A 17317-nucleotide genomic window follows, 5' to 3' on the forward strand; every position below is an offset into this window, starting at 1 on the left:
AACGCTCGGCTGGGAAACCCCAGCCGAGCGCCTGCATAAACTGCTCGCGGCCTGACCAACACGACCACGTGTTGCGACGACCCCTAGAAAGCGCCGGTGCTCAGGCGGGCCTTGCCTTTTCGGCGGACCATCGAAGAAGATGCCCGGCGGGGACCGGGGCCCCCGTGTCGGTAACGGCAGGGGCGGACCGCTACCCGGAGCAACAACAGGAGACAGCGATGTCACACGAGGCCCACGCGCCCGAGACCCCGCATCTCGACTTCGCAGGCACGACGCCGTACGAGGACTACGTCAAGGCGGACGTGCTCACCCACCTCCAGCACACCCTCTCCGACGATCCCGGAGAGATGGTCTTCCTGGTCACGACCCAGGTCATGGAGCTGTGGTTCACCGTCATCGTCCACGAGTGGGAGACCGCGGCCCGCGCCCTGCGCGGCGACGACGTACCGACCGCGATCGCCGCGCTGAAGCGGTCCGTACGGGAGCTGGAGGCGCTGAACGCCTCCTGGAAGCCGCTCGGGCAGCTCACGCCCGCCCAGTTCAACTCCTACCGCGGCGCCCTGGGCGAGGGGTCCGGCTTCCAGTCGGCGATGTACCGCCGGATGGAGTTCCTGCTCGGCGAGAAGTCCGCGTCCATGCTGGTTCCGCACCGCGGCGCGCCCCGCGTCCACGCCGAACTGGAGAAGGCGCTGCACGAGCCGAGCCTGTACGACGAGGTGCTGCGGCTGCTCGCCCGGCGCGGCCACCCGATCCCCGACGCGCTGCTGGACCGCGACGTCTCCCTGCGCTACGAGCCGTCCGACGCCGTGGAGGCCGTCTGGGCCGCCGTCTACGCGGGCGACGAGAGCGACGAACTCGCCCGGCTGGGCGAGGCGTTGTCCGACGTGGCGGAGCTGGTGTGGCGCTGGCGCAACGACCATCTGGTCGCCACCCGCCGCGCGATGGGCGCGAAGCCCGGCACGGGCGGCTCGGCCGGGGTCGCCTGGCTGGAGAAGCGCGCGCAGAAGAACGTCTTCCCCGAGCTGTGGACGGCGCGGTCCCATGTCTGAACTCATCTCGCGGGCGGCGGAGTTGGACGCCGCCGACGAACTGGCCGGGCTGCGCGAGCGGTTCGTGCTCGACGACGCCGGCGACACCGTCTACCTGGACGGCAACTCGCTCGGCGCGCTGCCGGTGACCGTCCCCGGGCGGCTGGACGACGTCGTCCGGCGGCAGTGGGGCGAGCTGCGCATCCGGTCCTGGGAAGAGAGCGGCTGGTGGACGGCGCCGGAACGGATCGGCGATCGGATCGCCCCGCTGGTCGGGGCGGCGCCGGGGCAGCTCGTGGTCGGCGACTCGACCAGCGTGAACGTCTTCAAGGCCCTGGTCGGGGCGGTGCGGCTGGCCGGTGAGGCCCGCGACGAGATCCTCGTCGACGCGACGACCTTCCCCACCGACGGCTACATCGCCGGTTCGGCGGCGCGGCTGACCGGGCGCACGGTCCGCCCGGTGGCGCCCGCGGACGTGCCGGCGGCGCTGTCGGACCGTACCGCCGCCGTGCTGCTCAACCACGTCGACTACCGCACCGGGCGGCTGCACGACCTGCCGGCGCTGACCGCGGCCGTGCACGCGGCGGGCGCCGTCGCGGTCTGGGACCTGTGCCACAGCGCGGGTGCGCTGCCGGTCGGGCTCGACGAGCACGGCGTCGACCTGGCGGTCGGCTGCACGTACAAATACCTCAACGGCGGCCCGGGTTCGCCCGCCTACCTGTACGTGCGCGAGGAGTTGCAGGACCGCTTCGACTCGCCGCTGCCCGGCTGGAACTCCCACGCGGAGCCCTTCGGCATGCGGCCGGACTACGCGCCGGCTCCCGGCGCCGTGCGCGGCCGGGTCGGCACCCCCGACATCCTGTCCATGCTCGCCCTGGAGGCGGCGCTGGAGGTCTGGGACGGGGTGCGGGTGGAGGCGGTGCGGGCCAAGTCCCTCGCGCTGACGGACTTCTTCCTGCGGTGCGTGGCGGAGTACGTCGCGCCGGGCCGGGTGGAGTCCCTGACGCCGGTACGCCACGAGGAGCGCGGCAGCCAGGTCGCCCTGCGCTGCGACGACGCCGGTGAGGCGATGAAGCGGCTGGTGGAACGCGGGGTCGTGGGCGACTTCCGGCACCCGGACGTGCTGCGTTTCGGCTTCACGCCGTTGTACGTCGGGTTCGGTGACGTGGAGCGGGCGGCCCGGGTGCTGGGAGAGGTCCTGGCGTAGCGGCCGACGGGGCCGGTGCGACCGGCGGGGTCGGTTCGGGCTCGTCGAGTTCGGGCCGGCCCGGCCGGTCTGCCGGGTCGGACAGGGCGGAGGGCACGGACGGCACGGGCGGCACGGACGGCACGGACAGGGTGGACGGGTCGGTACAGAACCGCTCATGCCTGACCGTGCGTCACATGCCGGTGTCCTCCCATGTCACCGGCCTGATACCGTCCCCGCCAACGGCCGAACATCACCTGGTCCGTCAAACCCTCCCCCAGTGCCCAAAGCCTGGGAGGTACCCGCATCGTCGCTGAGAGGTTGGAGCATGCCGGACGCGTCCGCAGCATCCCGAGCCGCCGCGGAAGAGGAGTCGGCCTTCTCGCACCCGGCGGTCGATCCCGACGCCACCGCCGCGTACGGTGACCACCCCGATCAGGTGATCGACTTCTACGCCCCGCGCCGCGAGCAGGTCCCCGGCTCTCCCGCCCCGCTGGTCGCGGTGGTGCACGGCGGTGCCTGGCGGGCGCCGTACGACCGCCGTCACATCTCCCCGTTCGCGGCCTTCCTGGCCCGCCGGGGCTTCGCGGTGGCCAGCATCGAGTACCGCAGGGGCGCGGCGGGCGGCGGCTCTGCGGCCGGGCGGTGGCCCGAGACGTTCGACGACGTGGCCGCGGCGCTGGACGCGCTGCCCGGGCTGGTGCGCGAGGCGCTCCCGCAGGCCGACCCGCGGCGCACGGTGGTCACCGGCCACTCGGCCGGCGGGCACCTCGCCCTGTGGGCCGCGGCGCGGCACCTGCTGCCCGAGGACGCCCCCTGGCGCACCGACGGTCCCGCGCCGTTGCGCGGCGTGGTCGCCCTCGCACCCATCGCCGACTTCGAGGTCGCCGACAAGCTGGACGTGTGCGGCGGTGCCGCGCGCCAGTTCCTGGGCGGCGACGACGCGTTCGCCGAGCGCCGCCCGTACGCCGATCCGGCGCTGCTGCTGCCCACCGGCATCGCGACCACGCTGGTCCAGGGCCGCACCGACGTCGACGTGCCGCAGGCGGTCGCCGAGTCCTACGCGGACGCGGCGGCGAAGGCCGGCGAGGTGGTGGGCCTCACGCTGCTGGAGGACGTGGGCCACTTCCCACTGATCGACCCGGCGGCGGACGCCTGCGCGGTGGTGGCGGAGGAGATCGCCCAACTGGCTTGGTGACGCGGACCCCGGCGGGCGCCCGGTTGCCGTCGGCACCGGCAGGCGCCGACGGGCCCGCGCGTCCCCGACGGATGCCGGTAGGTGCCGATGGCCCCCGACGGGTGCCGACGGGTACCGATGGGCTCCCGACGGGCTCCCGGCGGGCCCCCGGCGGGTGTCGACGGGTGCCGACGGGCCCGCGCGTCCCCGACGGATGCCGGTAGGTGCCGATGGCCCCCGACGGATACCGACGGATGCCGACGGGCCCCCGGCGGGTGTCGACGGGTGTCGACGGATGCCGACGGGCCGACGGGCCGATGGGCCCGCGCGTCCCCGACGGGTGCCGGCGGGTTCCGGCGGGCGTCCCAGCCCTCGGCGCCGACGCCCTTCACCGTCCGTAGTACCTGAGGAGGACGGGGCAGGACCCTTCTCGCAGGGGACGACGCCGCTCCCCGTCCCCGCCTAGCGTGTGCGACGTGACCGAGACGACACCGATGCAGCCGACGTCGGCTCCGGGCGCGGGCGGGCCCCGCGGCGCGGAGTTCCGGCTGGCCGCGGGCGCCTTGCGCGGGCTGCGGCAGGACCTGTTCCACGACGCCTTCGCCTACCGCCCGCTGCCCCCCATGGCCGTCGACGGCCCGCTGACCCGGCGGCTGCCCCCGCGCATCCGGCGGGAGTACGCGGTCTGGACGCCGCACGCCCTGGTGGTGGCCGCCGGACTGCTGACCACGGCCCTCGCGCTGGCCTCGGCGGACGTCGGGAACGGCCTCGGCGCGCTGCTGGGGGCCCTGCTGGCGCTGGGCCCGGTCCTGCTGACGCTGCTGCGGCCGGTCGGCGCGTTCTGGTGCTCGCTGGCCGCCGCCCCGTTCTCCGATCTGCTCGTCAGCCAGGGGGGCGGCTGGCCGTGGCAGCCGGGCAGCATCGTCTGCCACCTGGTCGTACTGACGGTGGTGGCGCTGCGCACCAGGCCGCGCACGGCGGCGTGGATGTGGGTGCTGACCGCGGTGTACGGTTTCGGCGCCGAGATCCTGGTCGGCAGGCCCTACACGTCGGCGACCGGACCGCTGCTGGTCGTCTCCGCGCTGGTGCTGCTGGCCGTCGCCGTCCTCCAGGTGCGCCGGCAGGCCGCGCGGGAGGTGACCGCCCAGCAGACGGCGACCCAGCACGAGCGCTCCCGGCGCACCCTGCTGGAGGAGCGCACGACCATCGCCCGGGAGCTGCACGACGTGGTCGCCCACCACATGTCGGTCGTCGCCATCCAGGCGGAGGCCGCCCCGTACCGGGTGGAGAACCCGCCGCCGGAGCTGGAGAAGGCGTTCGCGACGATCCGGGAGAACGCGGTGGCGGCGCTGGCCGAACTGCGCCGCGTCCTGGGCGTGGTCCGCGCCGAGGACTACCAGGCCCCGGACGCCCCGCAGCCCACCCTCGCCGACCTGGACGCGCTGCTCGCCAACGTGCGGGACGCGGGCCTGAGCGTCGAGAAGACGGTCACCGGCGCGGTGCGCGAACTGCCGCAGGGGGTGGAGCTGTCGGCGTACCGCATCGTGCAGGAGGCGCTGAGCAACACGCTGCGCCACGCGCCCGGCGCGAGCGCCCGGGTGGAGATCGGCTATGTGCTGGGCGGCCTGGGGCTGCGTGTGGTCAACGGTCCGCCGCCGGAGCCGTCGCTGGTCAAGCCCTCGCCCGGCGCGGGCCACGGCGTCACCGGCATGCGCGAGCGGGTCTCCATGCTGAACGGCGAGATGACCGCGGGCCCGTCGGACGACGGAGGCTACGAGGTGACGGTGTTCCTGCCGGTCGCCCGGACCGGCGAGGACGGGGCATGACCATCCGGGTGCTGGTCGCGGACGACCAGATGATGGTGCGCGAGGGCTTCTCGGTGCTGCTGAACGCGATGCCGGACATCGAGGTCGTCGGCGAGGCCGTGAACGGGCGCGAGGCGGTCGACCGGGTGCGTGAACTGGCCCCGGACGTGGTGCTGATGGACATCCGCATGCCCGAGCTGAACGGCATCGAGGCGACGCGGGAGATCGTGGCCGCGGACGGCGCGTCGAAGGTGCTGGTGCTGACCACCTTCGACCTGGACGAGTACGTGTACCAGGCGCTGCGGGCGGGCGCGTCCGGCTTCCTGCTCAAGGACGCCTCGGCCCGCCAACTCGCCGATGGCGTAAGGGTGGTGGCGTCCGGGGAGGCGCTGCTCGCGCCGTCGGTGACCAGGCGGCTGATCACCGAGTTCTCGAAGCTGTCCAAGGCCCCGCGCCCGTTGTCGTCCGCGCACGCGGCCTACGGCGACCTGACGGAACGGGAGACGGAGGTGCTGGTGCTCATCGCGCAGGGGCTGTCCAACGCGGAGATCGCCGGGCGGCTGGTGGTCGCCGAGTCGACGATCAAGACGCACGTCAGCCGCATCCTGGTGAAACTGGGCCTCAGGGACCGTACGCAGGCGGCGGTGTTCGCCTACGAGGCGAGGCTGGTCACGCCGGGCTGAACGGGTCCCGGTGCGGCTGTCCGGGCGCCTCTGGTCAGCGCGGGGCGGCCGGGTTAGCGTCGCCGTATGGCAGCCTTCGACCCGTGGGACCCGGCGTTCGTCGCCGATCCCTACCCCGCCTACGCCGAACTGCGTGCCCGGGGCCGCGTGCACTACTACGAGCCCACCGACCAGTGGCTGGTGCCGCACCACGCGGACGTCTCGGCGCTGTTGCGGGACCGGCGTCTGGGCCGGACCTACCTGCACCGCTTCACGCACGAGGAGTTCGGCCGCACCCCGCCCCCGCCGGAGCACGAGCCGTTCCACGTGCTCAACGACCACGGCATGCTCGACCTGGAGCCGCCGGACCACACCCGGATCCGGCGGCTGGTGTCGAAGGCGTTCACCCCGCGGACGGTGGAGTCGCTGCGCCCGTACGTCGAGCGGCTGGCCGGGGAGCTGGTGTCCGGCCTGGTGGCGGCGGGCGGCGGCGACCTGCTGACGGACGTGGCGGAGCCGCTGCCGGTGGCGGTGATCGCGCAGATGCTGGGCATCCCGGAGGCGGACCGGGCGCTGCTGCGGCCCTGGTCGGCGGACATCTGCGGGATGTACGAGCTGAACCCGTCCGAGGAGACGGCCCGCCGGGCGGTGCGGGCGTCGGTCGAGTTCTCCGACTACCTGCTGGAGCTGATCGCGGAGCGCCGCAGGCGGCCCGGCGACGACCTGGTCTCCGGGCTGATCGCGGCGCACGACGAGGGCGACCGGCTGACGGAACAGGAGATGATCTCGACCGCGGTGCTGCTGCTGAACGCCGGCCACGAGGCCACGGTCAACGCCACGGTCAACGGCTGGTGGGCGCTGCTGCGCCACCCCGGCCAGTTGGCGGCGCTGCGCGCGGACCACTCCCTGGTCCCGACGGCCGTCGAGGAGCTGATGCGCTTCGACACCCCGCTCCAGCTGTTCGAGCGCTGGGTGCTGGACGACATCGAGATCGACGGTACGACGATCCCGCGGGGTGCGGAGATCGCCATGCTCTTCGGCTCCGCCAACCACGACCCGGAGGTCTTCGCCGCGCCGGAGACGCTGGACATCACCCGCCGGGACAACCCGCACATCTCCTTCAGCGCGGGGATCCACTACTGCATCGGCGCGCCGCTGGCCCGCATCGAGCTCGCGGCGTCGATGCGGGCCCTGCTGGAACAGGCCCCGGCCCTGACCCTGGCGGCGGAACCGGAACGCAAGCCCAACTTCGTCATCCGGGGCCTGAAGGCCCTGGAAGTGGAAGTCGCCTGACGGCATACCGCTTGTGCCTCCCGGCGTCGGACGCGACACCGGGAGGCACAAGCGGTACAGCGGCCGGCAGACCCCGGGCCCCGGGGCGGTTCAGGAGGTCATGTCGCGGCGGCGCAGGCCCGCCAGGCCCGCTGCCAGCAGGGCCACCGCGAGGGCGAGCAGGATCAGTACCGGCGCCCACTCCATGTCGGCGCCCGGGAGCTTCGGCAGGTGGCCGAAGGGGGACAGGTCCAGCACCGCCTGCGGGGCGTCCAGCGCCGGGCCGACCCAGCCGATCAGCAGGACCGCGCCCGCGACGCCCCAGGCCGCCATCGCCGCCCGCGGCAGCACGCCGTACAGCAGGACCGCCAGTCCGCCGATCACCCACACCGCCGGGAGCTGCACGAGGCAGGCCCCGAGGATCGGTCCGGCCTCCTTGCCGTAGCCGGCGATGAAGCCGAGCCCGGCGAACAGCATGATCAGGGCGGAGCCGCCGAAGGCGACGATCAGGTGGCCGGTGGCCCAGCGCAGCCGGCCCACGGCGTTCGCCAGGATCGGTTCCGCCCGGCTGGACGTCTCCTCGCTGTTCAGGCGCAGGACGGAGGCGACGATGTACAGGGACGCGACCAGGCCCAGCATGCCGATCATCGACGCGAGGAACGCGTCCGTCAGCCCGGACTGGCCGCCCATGCGCTCGAAGATGTCGCGGGCGCCCTGGTTGTCGCCGATGAGGTCGGCCACCCCGTCCGTCAGCCCGCCGTAGACGACCCCGGCGAGGAAGAAGGCGATGCTCCAGCCCAGCAGGCTGCCGCGTTGCAGCCGCCAGGCGAGGGCGCCGGCCGTGCCCATCCGGCCCCGTGCCGGTCCCGGCCGGGACGGCAGGAAGCTCATGCCGATGTCGCGGCGGCCGGCCAGTTCGTAGGCGACCGCGGCCTGCACGGCGGCCGCCGCCACGAACACCAGCAGCACCCACCACCGTTCACCGGCGAAGGAACGCAGGTTCTCCAGCCAGCCCAGCGGCGACAGCCAGGTCAGCACCGACGAGCCGTCGTCGGTCGCCGAGTCGCCCGCCGCGCGCAGCACGAACGCCGCGCCCAGGGCCGCCGAGGTCAGGCCGCGGGCGAGCCGCGCGCTCTCCGTGAGCTGGGCGACGATCGCCGCGAAGGTGGCGAAGACCATGCCGACGCCCGCGAGGCCGAGGCCGAACGCGAGCGCGCCGGGGGCGCCCTGGCCGGCGAGACCGCCCGCGACCAGCAGCGCCAGGACGCCGTTGGCGACGGCCGCCGCGAGCAGGGCGGCCGTCAGCGGGGCCCGCCGGCCCACCATCCCGGACGCGATCAGCTCCTGGCGTCCGCTCTCCTCCTCGTCCCGGGTGTGCCGTACGACGACGAGCAGGCTGGTCGCCGCCGCGAGCAGGCCCGCGTAGGCGCCGGCGCGCCAGGCCGTCAGCGCGCCGATGGAGGTGTCGAAGACCGGGCCGGTCAGCGCGCGGAAGGAGGTGTTGGTGGTGACCTGGCGGACCAGGTCGGCGCGTTCGGCCGCGGTGCCGTACAGGCCCTTCAGGGTGTTCGGCATGGAGAGGATCATCATGGCGTTCACCGCGACCCAGGCCGGGATCATCACCCGGTCGCGGCGCAGCGCGAAGCGCAACAGCGTGCTGGTGCCCGCCAGCTGGCGGGACCCGCCGCCCGGCGCCCGTACCGCGAGAGTGGTCATCGGGACACCTCGTCCTGGTAGTGCCGCAGGAACAGCTCTTCCAGCGTGGGCGGGGTGGAGGTCAGGGACCGCACACCCGACTCGCTCAACTGCTTGAGCACGCCGTCCAGTTTGTCGCTGTCGACCTGGAGGCGGACCCGGCGGCCCTGGACGTCGAGGTCGTGCACGCCGGGCAGGTGAGCCAGCCCGTTGGGCGGGCCCGCGAGTTCGGCGGTCACGCTGGTGCGGGTGAGGTGGCGCAGCTCGGTGAGCGAACCGCTCTCCACGGTGGCGCCCTTGCGGATGATGCTGACCCGGTCGCAGAGCTCCTCGACCTCGCTGAGGATGTGCGACGACAGCAGGACGGTCCGGCCGCGCTCGCGCTCCTCCCGGACGCAGCGCTGGAACACCTCCTCCATCAGCGGGTCGAGGCCGGACGTCGGCTCGTCCAGGACGAGCAGGTCGACGTCCGAGGCGAAGGCGGCGACCAGGGCGACCTTCTGCCGGTTGCCCTTGGAGTAGGCGCGGCCCTTCTTCGTGGGGTCCAGCTCGAAGCGCTCGATCAGCTCGGCGCGCCGTGCCGCGTCCAGCCCCCCGCGCAGGCGGCCGTAGAGGTCGATGACCTCACCGCCGGAGAGGTTGCGCCACAGGGTCACGTCACCGGGGACGTACGCGATGCGGCGGTGCACCTCCACCGCGTCCCGCCACGGGTCGCGGCCCAGCACCTGCGCGGCGCCGGAGTCGGCGCGCAGCAGGCCGAGCAGGATGCGGATGGTGGTGGACTTGCCGGCGCCGTTCGGGCCGAGGAACCCGTGGACCTCGCCGGTCGCCACTTCCAGGTCGAGCCCGTCCAGGGCGTGGGTCTTGCCGAACGACTTGTGCAGTCCGGAGACGGTGATGGCCTTCGTCATGCTTCAGAAGATACGCTACATTCAGAAATTTGTGAAGATACAGAATGGTCTGAATGCCCGGTAAGCTAAGAGGATGACGGACGACTCGAAGGCGGCCCCTGACACGATCCCGGACGCGACCCCGAACGCGGCGGAGCGAGACCCCGAAGGGGTCTCGCGTTTTGTCGAGCACTTCGCGGCGCAACTGGTGGAGGCCGGGCTGCCGCGCATGCCCGCCCGGGTCTTCGCCGCGCTGCTCGCCTCCGACGACGGCGCCCTGACCTCCGCCGAACTCGGCGAGCAGCTGCAGATCAGCCCCGCGGCGGTGTCCGGAGCGGTGCGCTACCTGGCACAGGTCCACATGCTCTCCCGCGAGCGCGAGCCCGGCTCCCGGCGGGAGCGTTACCGGGTGCACAGCGACCAGTGGTACCAGGCGCTCACCAACCGCGAGGCGATCATCAAGCGCTGGGAGGACGCCATGCGCGAGGGAGTCACCAGCCTCGGCGCCGAGACCCCGGCGGGCCGCCGGCTCGCCGAGACCCTCGCCTTCTTCGAGTTCGTCGAGCAGGACATCGCCGAGATGATGGAACGCTGGCGAGTCCACCGCGAGAAGCTGTACGGAGGGTGACGGGGCGATTTCATTTCTTTGTGACCGGTCGGCTACTCTGAGTTCCGGCTGGTCTGCGGCAGAGGGAGGGCGCATCATGACCTTGATGACTGAGCGACCGACGATAAGCGGCACCGAGCCCCAGAGTTTCGAGGAGCTTCTCGACGCCCTCGACGAGCTGGTTGTGCCCGACGGCTACAAGGCCGAGATCATCAGGGGGAACATCGTCTTGTCGCCGTGGTCGAAGGGGTACTACCGCCGTGTGATGGAGCTGGTGTGCAAGCAGTTGGAGCCGCACCTTCCGCAAGGCCATGTCATCGATCGGTCACCGTTCCTGTACGTCTTCCCGGGCGACGAGCGAGCGTACGGCCCCGACATCCACGCCGCCCACGAGCGGACCTTCGAGACGACGGGCAGCCACCTCGACGGCGAGGGCCTGTCGTTCGTGGCCGAGCTGACCTCCCCCTCCACCCGTGACGACGACCTCACCGACAAGGTCCTCGTCTACGGAAGGGCGGGCATTCCTGTCTACCTGCTGCTGGACATGCAGGAGAAGCAGGCGACCGTCTTCTCGACCCCGTCCGCCAAGGGCTACGAGGCCCGCTGCACCAAGCCGTTCGGCGAGAAGCTGCCCCTTCCGCAGCCCTTCGACTGCCTCCTCGACACCGCGGGCTTCGAACCGCCCGCTACGCAGCCCCCGGCAGCGTGAGACGCCAGGCGCCCTCCCACACCGTCCACGTCCGCCGGCGCACCGGGCCCGCGACCGCCGCGTCCGCCCAGTAGCGGAAGTCCACGCCGGACACGGTCACCGTGCGGCCCTCCGACCGCAGCGGCGAGGCCTCCGCGCCCACCGACAGCGGCCGCACCTCCACCTCGGCCACCCCGGTGCAGCCCGGCGTCACCGACACCGCCTCCAGCGGCTGGTCCAGGTCCACCAGCATCACCCCGTCGACCTCCACCCGCAGCCGGGCGGCCCGCGGCGCCGGGAGGGACGTCTCACGGGCCGGGCGGGCCGGCACCAGGGTCCGCACCAGGGACTGGCAGGTCCGCAGCCAGGGGTGCCCGGCGACCGCGGCGGGCGGCTGCCGCACCACCGGCGGGATCCGCAGCGCGCCCAGCACCACCCCGTCGCTGTCGTCGACCAGCAGGTCCAGCCGCCGCTCCGCCCCGTCCAGCACCGCCCGCGCCGCCGCCACCGCCCCCGTCGGCACGCCCAGGGAACGCGCCACGGAGAGCGCGCCGCCCACCGGCACCACCGACAGCACGCACCCGGCCAGCTCCCGCTGCCGGTGCAGCACCGCCACCGCCCGCATCAGCGCACGGTCGTCACCCACCACCACCGGCCGTCGCGAACCCCTGCGCAGCAGCGCCCGGGCGAACTCCTCGGGGCCCTCCGGAAGGCACAGCTTCGTCGACGCACCCGCGCTGAGCACGTCTTTCGCGATACGGACCGACTCTCCGTCGGTCCGCCGGGCGACCGGATCGATGACCACCAGCAGCTGATCGGAAGTCGCTGAAGTCGCCACCTCGGTCCTGCCTCGCTTCCTCGGGTAGCATCTTTGTGCAAGAGCCCCTTGCGCTATTGCGCCAGGGGCTTCGTCTATTCCGGGGCATCCGGTCCGACGGTTGTGCGACCACGGCGGTCGCGGTGGTACGCGGCGGTGAACCTTACGCCCACGCCCCCGACCTTGGACATGCCCCGCCCGGAAGGGGTGTACGCGCGTGCCCGCACTTGTGCTGCTCGGTGCTCAGTGGGGTGACGAAGGCAAGGGAAAGGCGACCGACCTGCTCGGTGGCTCGGTGGACTATGTAGTGCGATACCAGGGCGGCAACAACGCCGGCCACACGGTCGTCGTCGGCGACCAGAAGTACGCACTGCACCTCCTCCCTTCCGGAATCCTGTCTCCCGGCTGTACGCCGGTCATCGGAAACGGCGTCGTCGTCGACCCGTCGGTCCTGCTCTCCGAGCTGAGCGGTCTGAACGAGCGCGGCGTCGACACGTCCAAGCTCCTGATCAGCGGAAACGCGCATGTCATCACGCCGTACAACGTGACGGTCGACAAGGTGACGGAACGCTTCCTCGGAAAGCGCAAGATCGGCACCACCGGCCGCGGCATCGGCCCGACCTACGCCGACAAGATCAACCGCGTGGGCATCAGGGTCCAGGACCTGTACGACGAGTCGATCCTCACCCAGAAGGTGGAGGCGGCCCTCGACGTCAAGAACCAGATCCTCACCAAGCTCTACAACCGGCGCGCGATCGCCGTCGGCCAGGTGGTCGAGGAGCTGCTCGGCTACGCCGAGAAGCTGGCGCCGTACGTCGCCGACACCGTCCTGGTCCTGAACCAGGCGCTGGAGGAGGACAAGGTCGTGCTGTTCGAGGGCGGCCAGGGCACCCTCCTCGACATCGACCACGGCACGTACCCCTTCGTCACGTCGTCCAACCCGACCGCGGGCGGCGCCTGCACCGGCGCCGGCGTCGGACCGACGAAGATCAGCCGGGTCATCGGCATCCTCAAGGCGTACACGACCCGAGTCGGTGCCGGCCCCTTCCCCACCGAACTCTTCGACGACGACGGCGCCGCGCTGCGCCGCATCGGCGGCGAGCGGGGCGTCACGACGGGCCGCGACCGCCGCTGCGGCTGGTTCGACGCGGTGATCGCCCGCTACGCGACCCGGGTCAACGGCCTGACCGACTTCTTCCTCACCAAGCTCGACGTCCTCACCGGCTGGGAGCAGATCCCGGTCTGCGTGGCGTACGAGATCGACGGCAAGCGCGTCGAGGAGCTGCCGTACTCGCAGTCCGACTTCCACCACGCGAAGCCGGTCTACGAGATGCTCCCCGGCTGGTCCGAGGACATCAGCAAGGCGAAGACCTTCGCCGACCTGCCGAAGAACGCCCAGGCGTACGTCAAGGCGCTGGAGGAGATGTCCGGCGCCCCGATCTCCGCGATCGGCGTGGGCCCGGGCCGCGACGAGACGATCGAGATCAACTCGTTCCTCTGAGTCTCCCTTTCCCGGGGCTCGGGGATCTGATGGGATGGCCGGTGCGGAGAACCCGCCCGGCCGTCCCGCCCTCCGCGGTGCCGACCGGGCCGGGGAGGCGCCCACTCTGTCCGTCGTGAAGGAAGCGGGGTGCTGCTGAGATTCCGGGTGGCCAACGTCCGGTCCCTGCGCGACGAGCAGGAACTGGTACTGAGGTGAAGGTGCGTGTGAGAAAGCGAGTCCTCCTGCTGACCGGCGCCGTACTCGTCGTCGCCGGGATCGCCGCGGCCGTGTGGTGGAACTGGTTGCGGGCGCCCTACGCCCTGGCCGACGCGCCCACCGTCGACGTCACGGTGCGCGCGCAGAAGTCCGTCTACCCCGACGTGCAGGAGACGGCCGAAGACGTCGACACCCTCGTCCGGATCTATGTGCAACGGCTCAAGGCCGGCGACGCCGAGGGAGTCGCCGAACTTGCCGGACCCGCTTACAAGGAACCCGGACCCACCGCGGCCCAGTACGTGCGCGAATACGGCGGGGCCGCGGGCGGACACGTTGACATCACCGTGCTGGAAGGCTCCGTCGACTACTTCAACCCCATCACGGTGACCTACAAGCAGACCGGGCAGCGGCAGGAACTTCTGCTGGTCAAGGACGACGGACACTGGTGGATCGGCCTCGGCGACGGCGACCCGGCGGCAGGACAATAGCCGCACTGGCGCCACAGGCACGAAAGCACAGGTGATCAGGTGACGGCCGGACCTGCCGGATCGTCGGTGTGGGCATGGGAAGACATCAGCCCACCCACACCGTCAGAAGGGCAGACCGAGCAGGTCCACGCTCACGGTGGGCCGAGGCAGCACGGCCAGGTCGTACGTCATGGTGGTCAGGGGACAGAGCCGGGTACCGGCGGGCTGCCGCAAGCTGACCGGCGCAGACACCTGGCGCCATCCGAGCTGCGTGCAGAGCGGGACCAGCTCCGGGCGGCACAGCAGCATCACCGTCTCGGCCCCGGCGGCCCGTGCGTGTTCGACCGCGACGCTGAGCATGGTCCTGGCAATGCCCCGGCCCCGATGAGCAGGGTGCACCAGCACACTGCCCAGCCCGGCGACACGGCGCGGTGTCCCATCGAACGCCATGTCCCGCAGCAACCATCCCAGAGAAGCCACCGGCCGACCCTCACAGACGGCCGTGAGCGTGTGTTCCTTGTCCGCCCGGACCAGACCGAGTCCGCTGACTTCGAAGGGGTCGGGCAGACCGCTGCGGAGTGCGGCGTCGTCCTCCCGATCGCCTGGGCCGGGCGCATAGCGCAGTCGGAGCTCCGCATCACCGCCATCACCGTCGCCCAACGCATGCCCCGTCGCTGCCGGGCCGGCGGTGGGGTCGAACCGGTACCGCAGACAGTGCAGACCGCTGGACCGGACGGTCCCTGCCTCCTGGGCACCCAGGCGGCGCAGCACTGCGATCGAGGCCGCGTTGCCGGGCAGGACGAATGCGAAGACGGCCGGGAGCGCGAGCCGACGAAACGCCAGGTCCAAGCAGGCACGGCCTGCCTCCCTCGCGATGCCGCGGCCCTGCGCACGTGGATGCACGGCGAAGCCGAGGTCGGCCCCGTAGTAGGCCCGGTTGCGCAGTCCCACCCGTCCGAGGAAGGCGTGGGTTGCCGCGTCCCTGACCGCGAAGTCGCCGTAGCCGTGCCTGGCCCAGTGCGCGACGTGATCGTCGCACATGGACTCGGCCGCGGACCGGCCGTCCGCCCGGCCGGTCGCCAGCCACCGCATGACGCTGTCCTGACTGACCACAGCCTCGAAGAGATCGTGGCTGTCCTGGCGGCGGATCGGCTCCATCACCAGCCTCTGAGTGCGCAGAACAGGTCCACGTGACCGAACCACTCGGCAACTCCCCTCAGCCAACGCGAGAGTACCCGGCGACGCCTTGGAGGGATCTGGCCGGCAATCGGTGGCCGGTACGGTGTACCGGCCGGCCCAGCTCGCTACGTGAGGAAACCGTGGATCTCCAGTACCACCAGCAAGCCCTCCAGTTGGCCGGCCAATCGGCCGCTGTGTCGAGCGCGGCGGTCGTCGCGCTCGACGAGTTGGAGACCGGGCACGACATCACCCTGCCCGCGTCGGTGCGGGAGTGGTACTCGCTCGCCTCGGCGGTGGAGATCCTGCGGCGTTACAGCAACGACGACCGCCCTTACCGGATCGAAGAGCTCGGCCGGCCAGCAGACGAGGAATCGGACTGCCCCGACCCGGTCGCGTCGCAGGGGCTGCTGCCGTTCATGGTCGAGAACCAGGGCGTCTGCTACTGGGCCGTGCGGCTCGACGGCTCCGCGGACCCGGAGGTCGTGGTGTCGTTCGAGGACCTCGACCCTGACAGCTGGCTGCCACACGCCCGGAGCTTCTCCGAGTTCGTCCTGACCCAGATCTGGGACCGGCCGACCGGAGACGAGAACCGCCACGTCCACTCGAAGGGGGAACAGCCGACACCAGCCGACCTGACAGCCCTGGGGGAGCTGTTCGAACGCCTGCCGAGCACCGCCAACAGCACCACTCATCGGTTCGTCGGAGCCGCGGGCGACCAGCGCATCACCCTGCTCGAGGAGATGTGGGGCGGCTGGGCCTGCTACCTGTGGGCCACGACGGACCAGTTGCTCCGCGAGCTCATCACCACGCTGCGGACCAGGACCAGCCTGGCACAGGCGCTGAGATCGTACGACGATCAGTCGGCCGGGGCTCGCCTCATCGCCGCGCTGCCCCCGGCTGCCTCAGAGGTGCCGTCGAGAGCGAAGTAGCGCAGCGCGGTGACCTGAGACTCGATCCGGTTCAGGCGCGGGTGATGGACTGCTCGATGAGGGCCACGGTGGCGCGCGGATCGTCGACCTCGATGACGAGGCGGTCGTAGCTCTCGCCGTCGGCGAGTTCGATGACGACCGCCTTGTCCGGGTTCTTCACGTCCCAGAAGAGGCGTTCACCGTTGTGCCGGAAGCGGCCGGCGGTGATCACACCGGGGAAGTAGGTGCCGGCGACGCGCATGCCCTTCGGCTCGCGGGCGATGCCGGGGTCGTGGGTGGCGCCACGCACGTGGGTGAGGGGGATTTCCAGGCGGCTCTTGAGAGTCCAGAGCTTGTCGAGGCCCTGGAACTCAGCTATCAGCAGGCCGCGTTCACGGTCGATGGAGATCAGGGCCATGTCAGTGCTCCTTGGGGGCGGCCGGCCGGGCGCGCAGCCGCAGGCGGGTACCGAGGACGGTGGAGGCGAGTTGGGGGGCGGCGTCACCGTGGGAGGGGCGCAGGGCGTCCTCCAGCGCGGTGATGCCTTCGGTGACCAGCGCTGCGACCTCGGGGTCGTGGGCGGCGCGTTCGGCGGCGGCCAGGAGGAGAAGTCCGGCGGCCGGGCCGCTGTCGTACGAGGCGATGGCTGCCGCCAACGCCTGCGCGGGGTCGGTGAGGGCGGCGATGGCGGCGGTGGCCGGGTGGATCTCGTGATCGAGGTGGTTGCGGAGGGCGGTCAGATGCAGGCCCCGCTTGGAGCCGAAGACCTTGTAGAGACTGCCTCGGTGGATGCCGGTGGCTGCGACCAGGTCGTCCACCGAGGTGCCCTCGTAGCCGTGAGTGGCGAAGACGGCGGCCGCGGCACTGACGGCCTGCTCGGTGTCGAAGGCGCGTGGTCGTCCCATGCCCATGACCGTATGCGATTCAAGAACGATCAGTCAAGAACGATCGTTCTTTTACGGGGATGCTGGAGGCGTGAGAGGTAGGCGAGCTGACCCGCGCCTGCTGGGCCGCGGGCAGGTGTGAGGGCTGTGCGGTCAAGCCGGTGAAGCTCTAGTTCAGTGCCATGTACGCCACCGTCATGCCAGCCATCCCGCTCCTGTTCGGGTCGAACGGGCTGTGAAATCGACTGACCTGCATTTTTCACGATGTCGGGCCTTGATCATCGCATTCTCATCACATTCGATGCGAGGTGTGAAGCTCTCCTCTCTGGCGTCCGTAAGGGCGACACGATCCA

The 17317-nt window shown here is 71.7% G+C and carries 17 protein-coding genes; 11 read left to right on the top strand and 6 right to left on the bottom strand.

What is annotated here, in order from left to right; translation table 11 throughout:
• The first annotated feature begins 218 nt into the window (after nucleotides 1-218).
• From ACZ5GT_RS13755 to ACZ5GT_RS13780, 6 genes are all read left to right on the top strand, one after another.
• Nucleotides 219-1049 (top strand): tryptophan 2,3-dioxygenase family protein, encoded by an 831-nt coding sequence (locus ACZ5GT_RS13755; RefSeq protein WP_469020823.1) that lies wholly within the window; start codon nucleotides 219-221, stop codon nucleotides 1047-1049.
• Nucleotides 1042-2235 (top strand): kynureninase, encoded by a 1194-nt coding sequence (kynU, locus tag ACZ5GT_RS13760; RefSeq protein WP_469020828.1) that lies wholly within the window; start codon nucleotides 1042-1044, stop codon nucleotides 2233-2235. The genes ACZ5GT_RS13755 and kynU overlap by 8 nt, the downstream gene beginning before the upstream one ends.
• Before the next feature lie 307 nt (nucleotides 2236-2542).
• Complete coding sequence (locus tag ACZ5GT_RS13765; protein WP_469020831.1) at nucleotides 2543-3412, top strand: alpha/beta hydrolase; 870 nt, start codon at nucleotides 2543-2545, stop codon at nucleotides 3410-3412.
• A gap of 455 nt (nucleotides 3413-3867) precedes the next feature.
• Nucleotides 3868-5217, top strand: coding sequence for a sensor histidine kinase (locus ACZ5GT_RS13770; RefSeq protein WP_469020837.1), 1350 nt, complete (start codon nucleotides 3868-3870; stop codon nucleotides 5215-5217).
• Nucleotides 5214-5879, top strand: coding sequence for a response regulator (locus ACZ5GT_RS13775; RefSeq protein WP_469020843.1), 666 nt, complete (start codon nucleotides 5214-5216; stop codon nucleotides 5877-5879). The genes ACZ5GT_RS13770 and ACZ5GT_RS13775 overlap by 4 nt, the downstream gene beginning before the upstream one ends.
• A gap of 66 nt (nucleotides 5880-5945) precedes the next feature.
• A complete protein-coding gene (locus ACZ5GT_RS13780; RefSeq protein WP_469020846.1) occupies nucleotides 5946-7151 on the top strand; it encodes a cytochrome P450 in 1206 nt (401 codons plus the stop codon).
• A 90-nt stretch (nucleotides 7152-7241) separates the two neighbouring features.
• On the opposite strand, the gene ACZ5GT_RS13785 is transcribed toward ACZ5GT_RS13780, so the two are convergent.
• Together ACZ5GT_RS13785 and ACZ5GT_RS13790 are read right to left on the bottom strand one after the other, a co-directional pair.
• Nucleotides 7242-8846: an ABC transporter permease gene (locus ACZ5GT_RS13785; RefSeq protein WP_469020849.1), complete on the bottom strand. Its 1605-nt coding sequence runs from the start codon at nucleotides 8844-8846 to the stop codon at nucleotides 7242-7244.
• Complete coding sequence (locus ACZ5GT_RS13790) at nucleotides 8843-9736, bottom strand: ABC transporter ATP-binding protein (RefSeq protein ID WP_469020852.1); 894 nt, start codon at nucleotides 9734-9736, stop codon at nucleotides 8843-8845. Before ACZ5GT_RS13790 ends, ACZ5GT_RS13785 begins: the two co-directional genes overlap by 4 nt.
• Nucleotides 9737-9809: 73 nt before the next feature.
• On the opposite strand from ACZ5GT_RS13790, the gene ACZ5GT_RS13795 reads away from it, so the two are divergent.
• Nucleotides 9810-10343 carry a GbsR/MarR family transcriptional regulator gene (locus ACZ5GT_RS13795; RefSeq protein ID WP_469020855.1) on the top strand — a complete coding sequence of 178 codons (534 nt, stop codon included), beginning with the start codon at nucleotides 9810-9812 and terminating at the stop codon, nucleotides 10341-10343.
• A 76-nt stretch (nucleotides 10344-10419) separates the two neighbouring features.
• Nucleotides 10420-11031 (top strand): Uma2 family endonuclease, encoded by a 612-nt coding sequence (locus ACZ5GT_RS13800; RefSeq protein WP_469020860.1) that lies wholly within the window; start codon nucleotides 10420-10422, stop codon nucleotides 11029-11031.
• On the opposite strand, the gene ACZ5GT_RS13805 is transcribed toward ACZ5GT_RS13800, so the two are convergent.
• Nucleotides 11009-11848 (bottom strand): diacylglycerol kinase family protein, encoded by an 840-nt coding sequence (locus tag ACZ5GT_RS13805; protein WP_469020863.1) that lies wholly within the window; start codon nucleotides 11846-11848, stop codon nucleotides 11009-11011. The genes ACZ5GT_RS13800 and ACZ5GT_RS13805 overlap by 23 nt on opposite strands.
• 196 nt (nucleotides 11849-12044) lie before the next feature.
• Here ACZ5GT_RS13805 and ACZ5GT_RS13810 point away from each other — a divergent pair, with 196 nt between their 5' ends.
• Both ACZ5GT_RS13810 and ACZ5GT_RS13815 read left to right on the top strand, forming a co-directional pair.
• Complete coding sequence (locus ACZ5GT_RS13810) at nucleotides 12045-13328, top strand: adenylosuccinate synthase (RefSeq protein ID WP_360745625.1); 1284 nt, start codon at nucleotides 12045-12047, stop codon at nucleotides 13326-13328.
• A gap of 206 nt (nucleotides 13329-13534) precedes the next feature.
• Nucleotides 13535-14014: a hypothetical protein gene (locus ACZ5GT_RS13815; protein ID WP_469020867.1), complete on the top strand. Its 480-nt coding sequence runs from the start codon at nucleotides 13535-13537 to the stop codon at nucleotides 14012-14014.
• Nucleotides 14015-14116: 102 nt separating this feature from the next.
• Here ACZ5GT_RS13815 and ACZ5GT_RS13820 read toward each other — a convergent pair whose 3' ends face one another.
• Nucleotides 14117-15151 (bottom strand): GNAT family N-acetyltransferase, encoded by a 1035-nt coding sequence (locus tag ACZ5GT_RS13820; RefSeq protein ID WP_469021398.1) that lies wholly within the window; start codon nucleotides 15149-15151, stop codon nucleotides 14117-14119.
• A 161-nt stretch (nucleotides 15152-15312) separates the two neighbouring features.
• Between ACZ5GT_RS13820 and ACZ5GT_RS13825 the strand changes: the two genes are divergently transcribed.
• Complete coding sequence (locus ACZ5GT_RS13825) at nucleotides 15313-16101, top strand: SMI1/KNR4 family protein (RefSeq protein WP_469020873.1); 789 nt, start codon at nucleotides 15313-15315, stop codon at nucleotides 16099-16101.
• Between the two features lie 31 nt (nucleotides 16102-16132).
• Here ACZ5GT_RS13825 and ACZ5GT_RS13830 read toward each other — a convergent pair whose 3' ends face one another.
• Both ACZ5GT_RS13830 and ACZ5GT_RS13835 read right to left on the bottom strand, forming a co-directional pair.
• Nucleotides 16133-16498: a hypothetical protein gene (locus ACZ5GT_RS13830; protein WP_398274258.1), complete on the bottom strand. Its 366-nt coding sequence runs from the start codon at nucleotides 16496-16498 to the stop codon at nucleotides 16133-16135.
• Nucleotide 16499: 1 nt separating this feature from the next.
• A complete protein-coding gene (locus tag ACZ5GT_RS13835; protein ID WP_469020882.1) occupies nucleotides 16500-16985 on the bottom strand; it encodes a TetR/AcrR family transcriptional regulator in 486 nt (161 codons plus the stop codon).
• Nucleotides 16986-17317 lie beyond the last annotated feature (332 nt).

Source organism: Streptomyces sp. NPDC031340 (genome assembly GCF_055569945.1).

Excerpts from the sequence above, each read along its gene's own strand:
- ACZ5GT_RS13755 (WP_469020823.1), top strand. The coding sequence starts at position 219 with ATGTCACACGAGGCCCACGCGCCCGAGACCCCGCATCTCGACTTCGCA.
- kynU (WP_469020828.1), top strand. The coding sequence starts at position 1,042 with ATGTCTGAACTCATCTCGCGGGCGGCGGAGTTGGACGCCGCCGACGAA.
- ACZ5GT_RS13765 (WP_469020831.1), top strand. The coding sequence starts at position 2,543 with ATGCCGGACGCGTCCGCAGCATCCCGAGCCGCCGCGGAAGAGGAGTCG.
- ACZ5GT_RS13775 (WP_469020843.1), top strand. The coding sequence starts at position 5,214 with ATGACCATCCGGGTGCTGGTCGCGGACGACCAGATGATGGTGCGCGAG.
- ACZ5GT_RS13780 (WP_469020846.1), top strand. The coding sequence starts at position 5,946 with ATGGCAGCCTTCGACCCGTGGGACCCGGCGTTCGTCGCCGATCCCTAC.
- ACZ5GT_RS13785 (WP_469020849.1), bottom strand. The coding sequence starts at position 8,846 with ATGACCACTCTCGCGGTACGGGCGCCGGGCGGCGGGTCCCGCCAGCTG.
- ACZ5GT_RS13790 (WP_469020852.1), bottom strand. The coding sequence starts at position 9,736 with ATGACGAAGGCCATCACCGTCTCCGGACTGCACAAGTCGTTCGGCAAG.
- ACZ5GT_RS13795 (WP_469020855.1), top strand. The coding sequence starts at position 9,810 with ATGACGGACGACTCGAAGGCGGCCCCTGACACGATCCCGGACGCGACC.
- ACZ5GT_RS13800 (WP_469020860.1), top strand. The coding sequence starts at position 10,420 with ATGACCTTGATGACTGAGCGACCGACGATAAGCGGCACCGAGCCCCAG.
- ACZ5GT_RS13820 (WP_469021398.1), bottom strand. The coding sequence starts at position 15,151 with ATGGAGCCGATCCGCCGCCAGGACAGCCACGATCTCTTCGAGGCTGTG.
- ACZ5GT_RS13830 (WP_398274258.1), bottom strand. The coding sequence starts at position 16,498 with ATGGCCCTGATCTCCATCGACCGTGAACGCGGCCTGCTGATAGCTGAG.
- ACZ5GT_RS13835 (WP_469020882.1), bottom strand. The coding sequence starts at position 16,985 with ATGGGACGACCACGCGCCTTCGACACCGAGCAGGCCGTCAGTGCCGCG.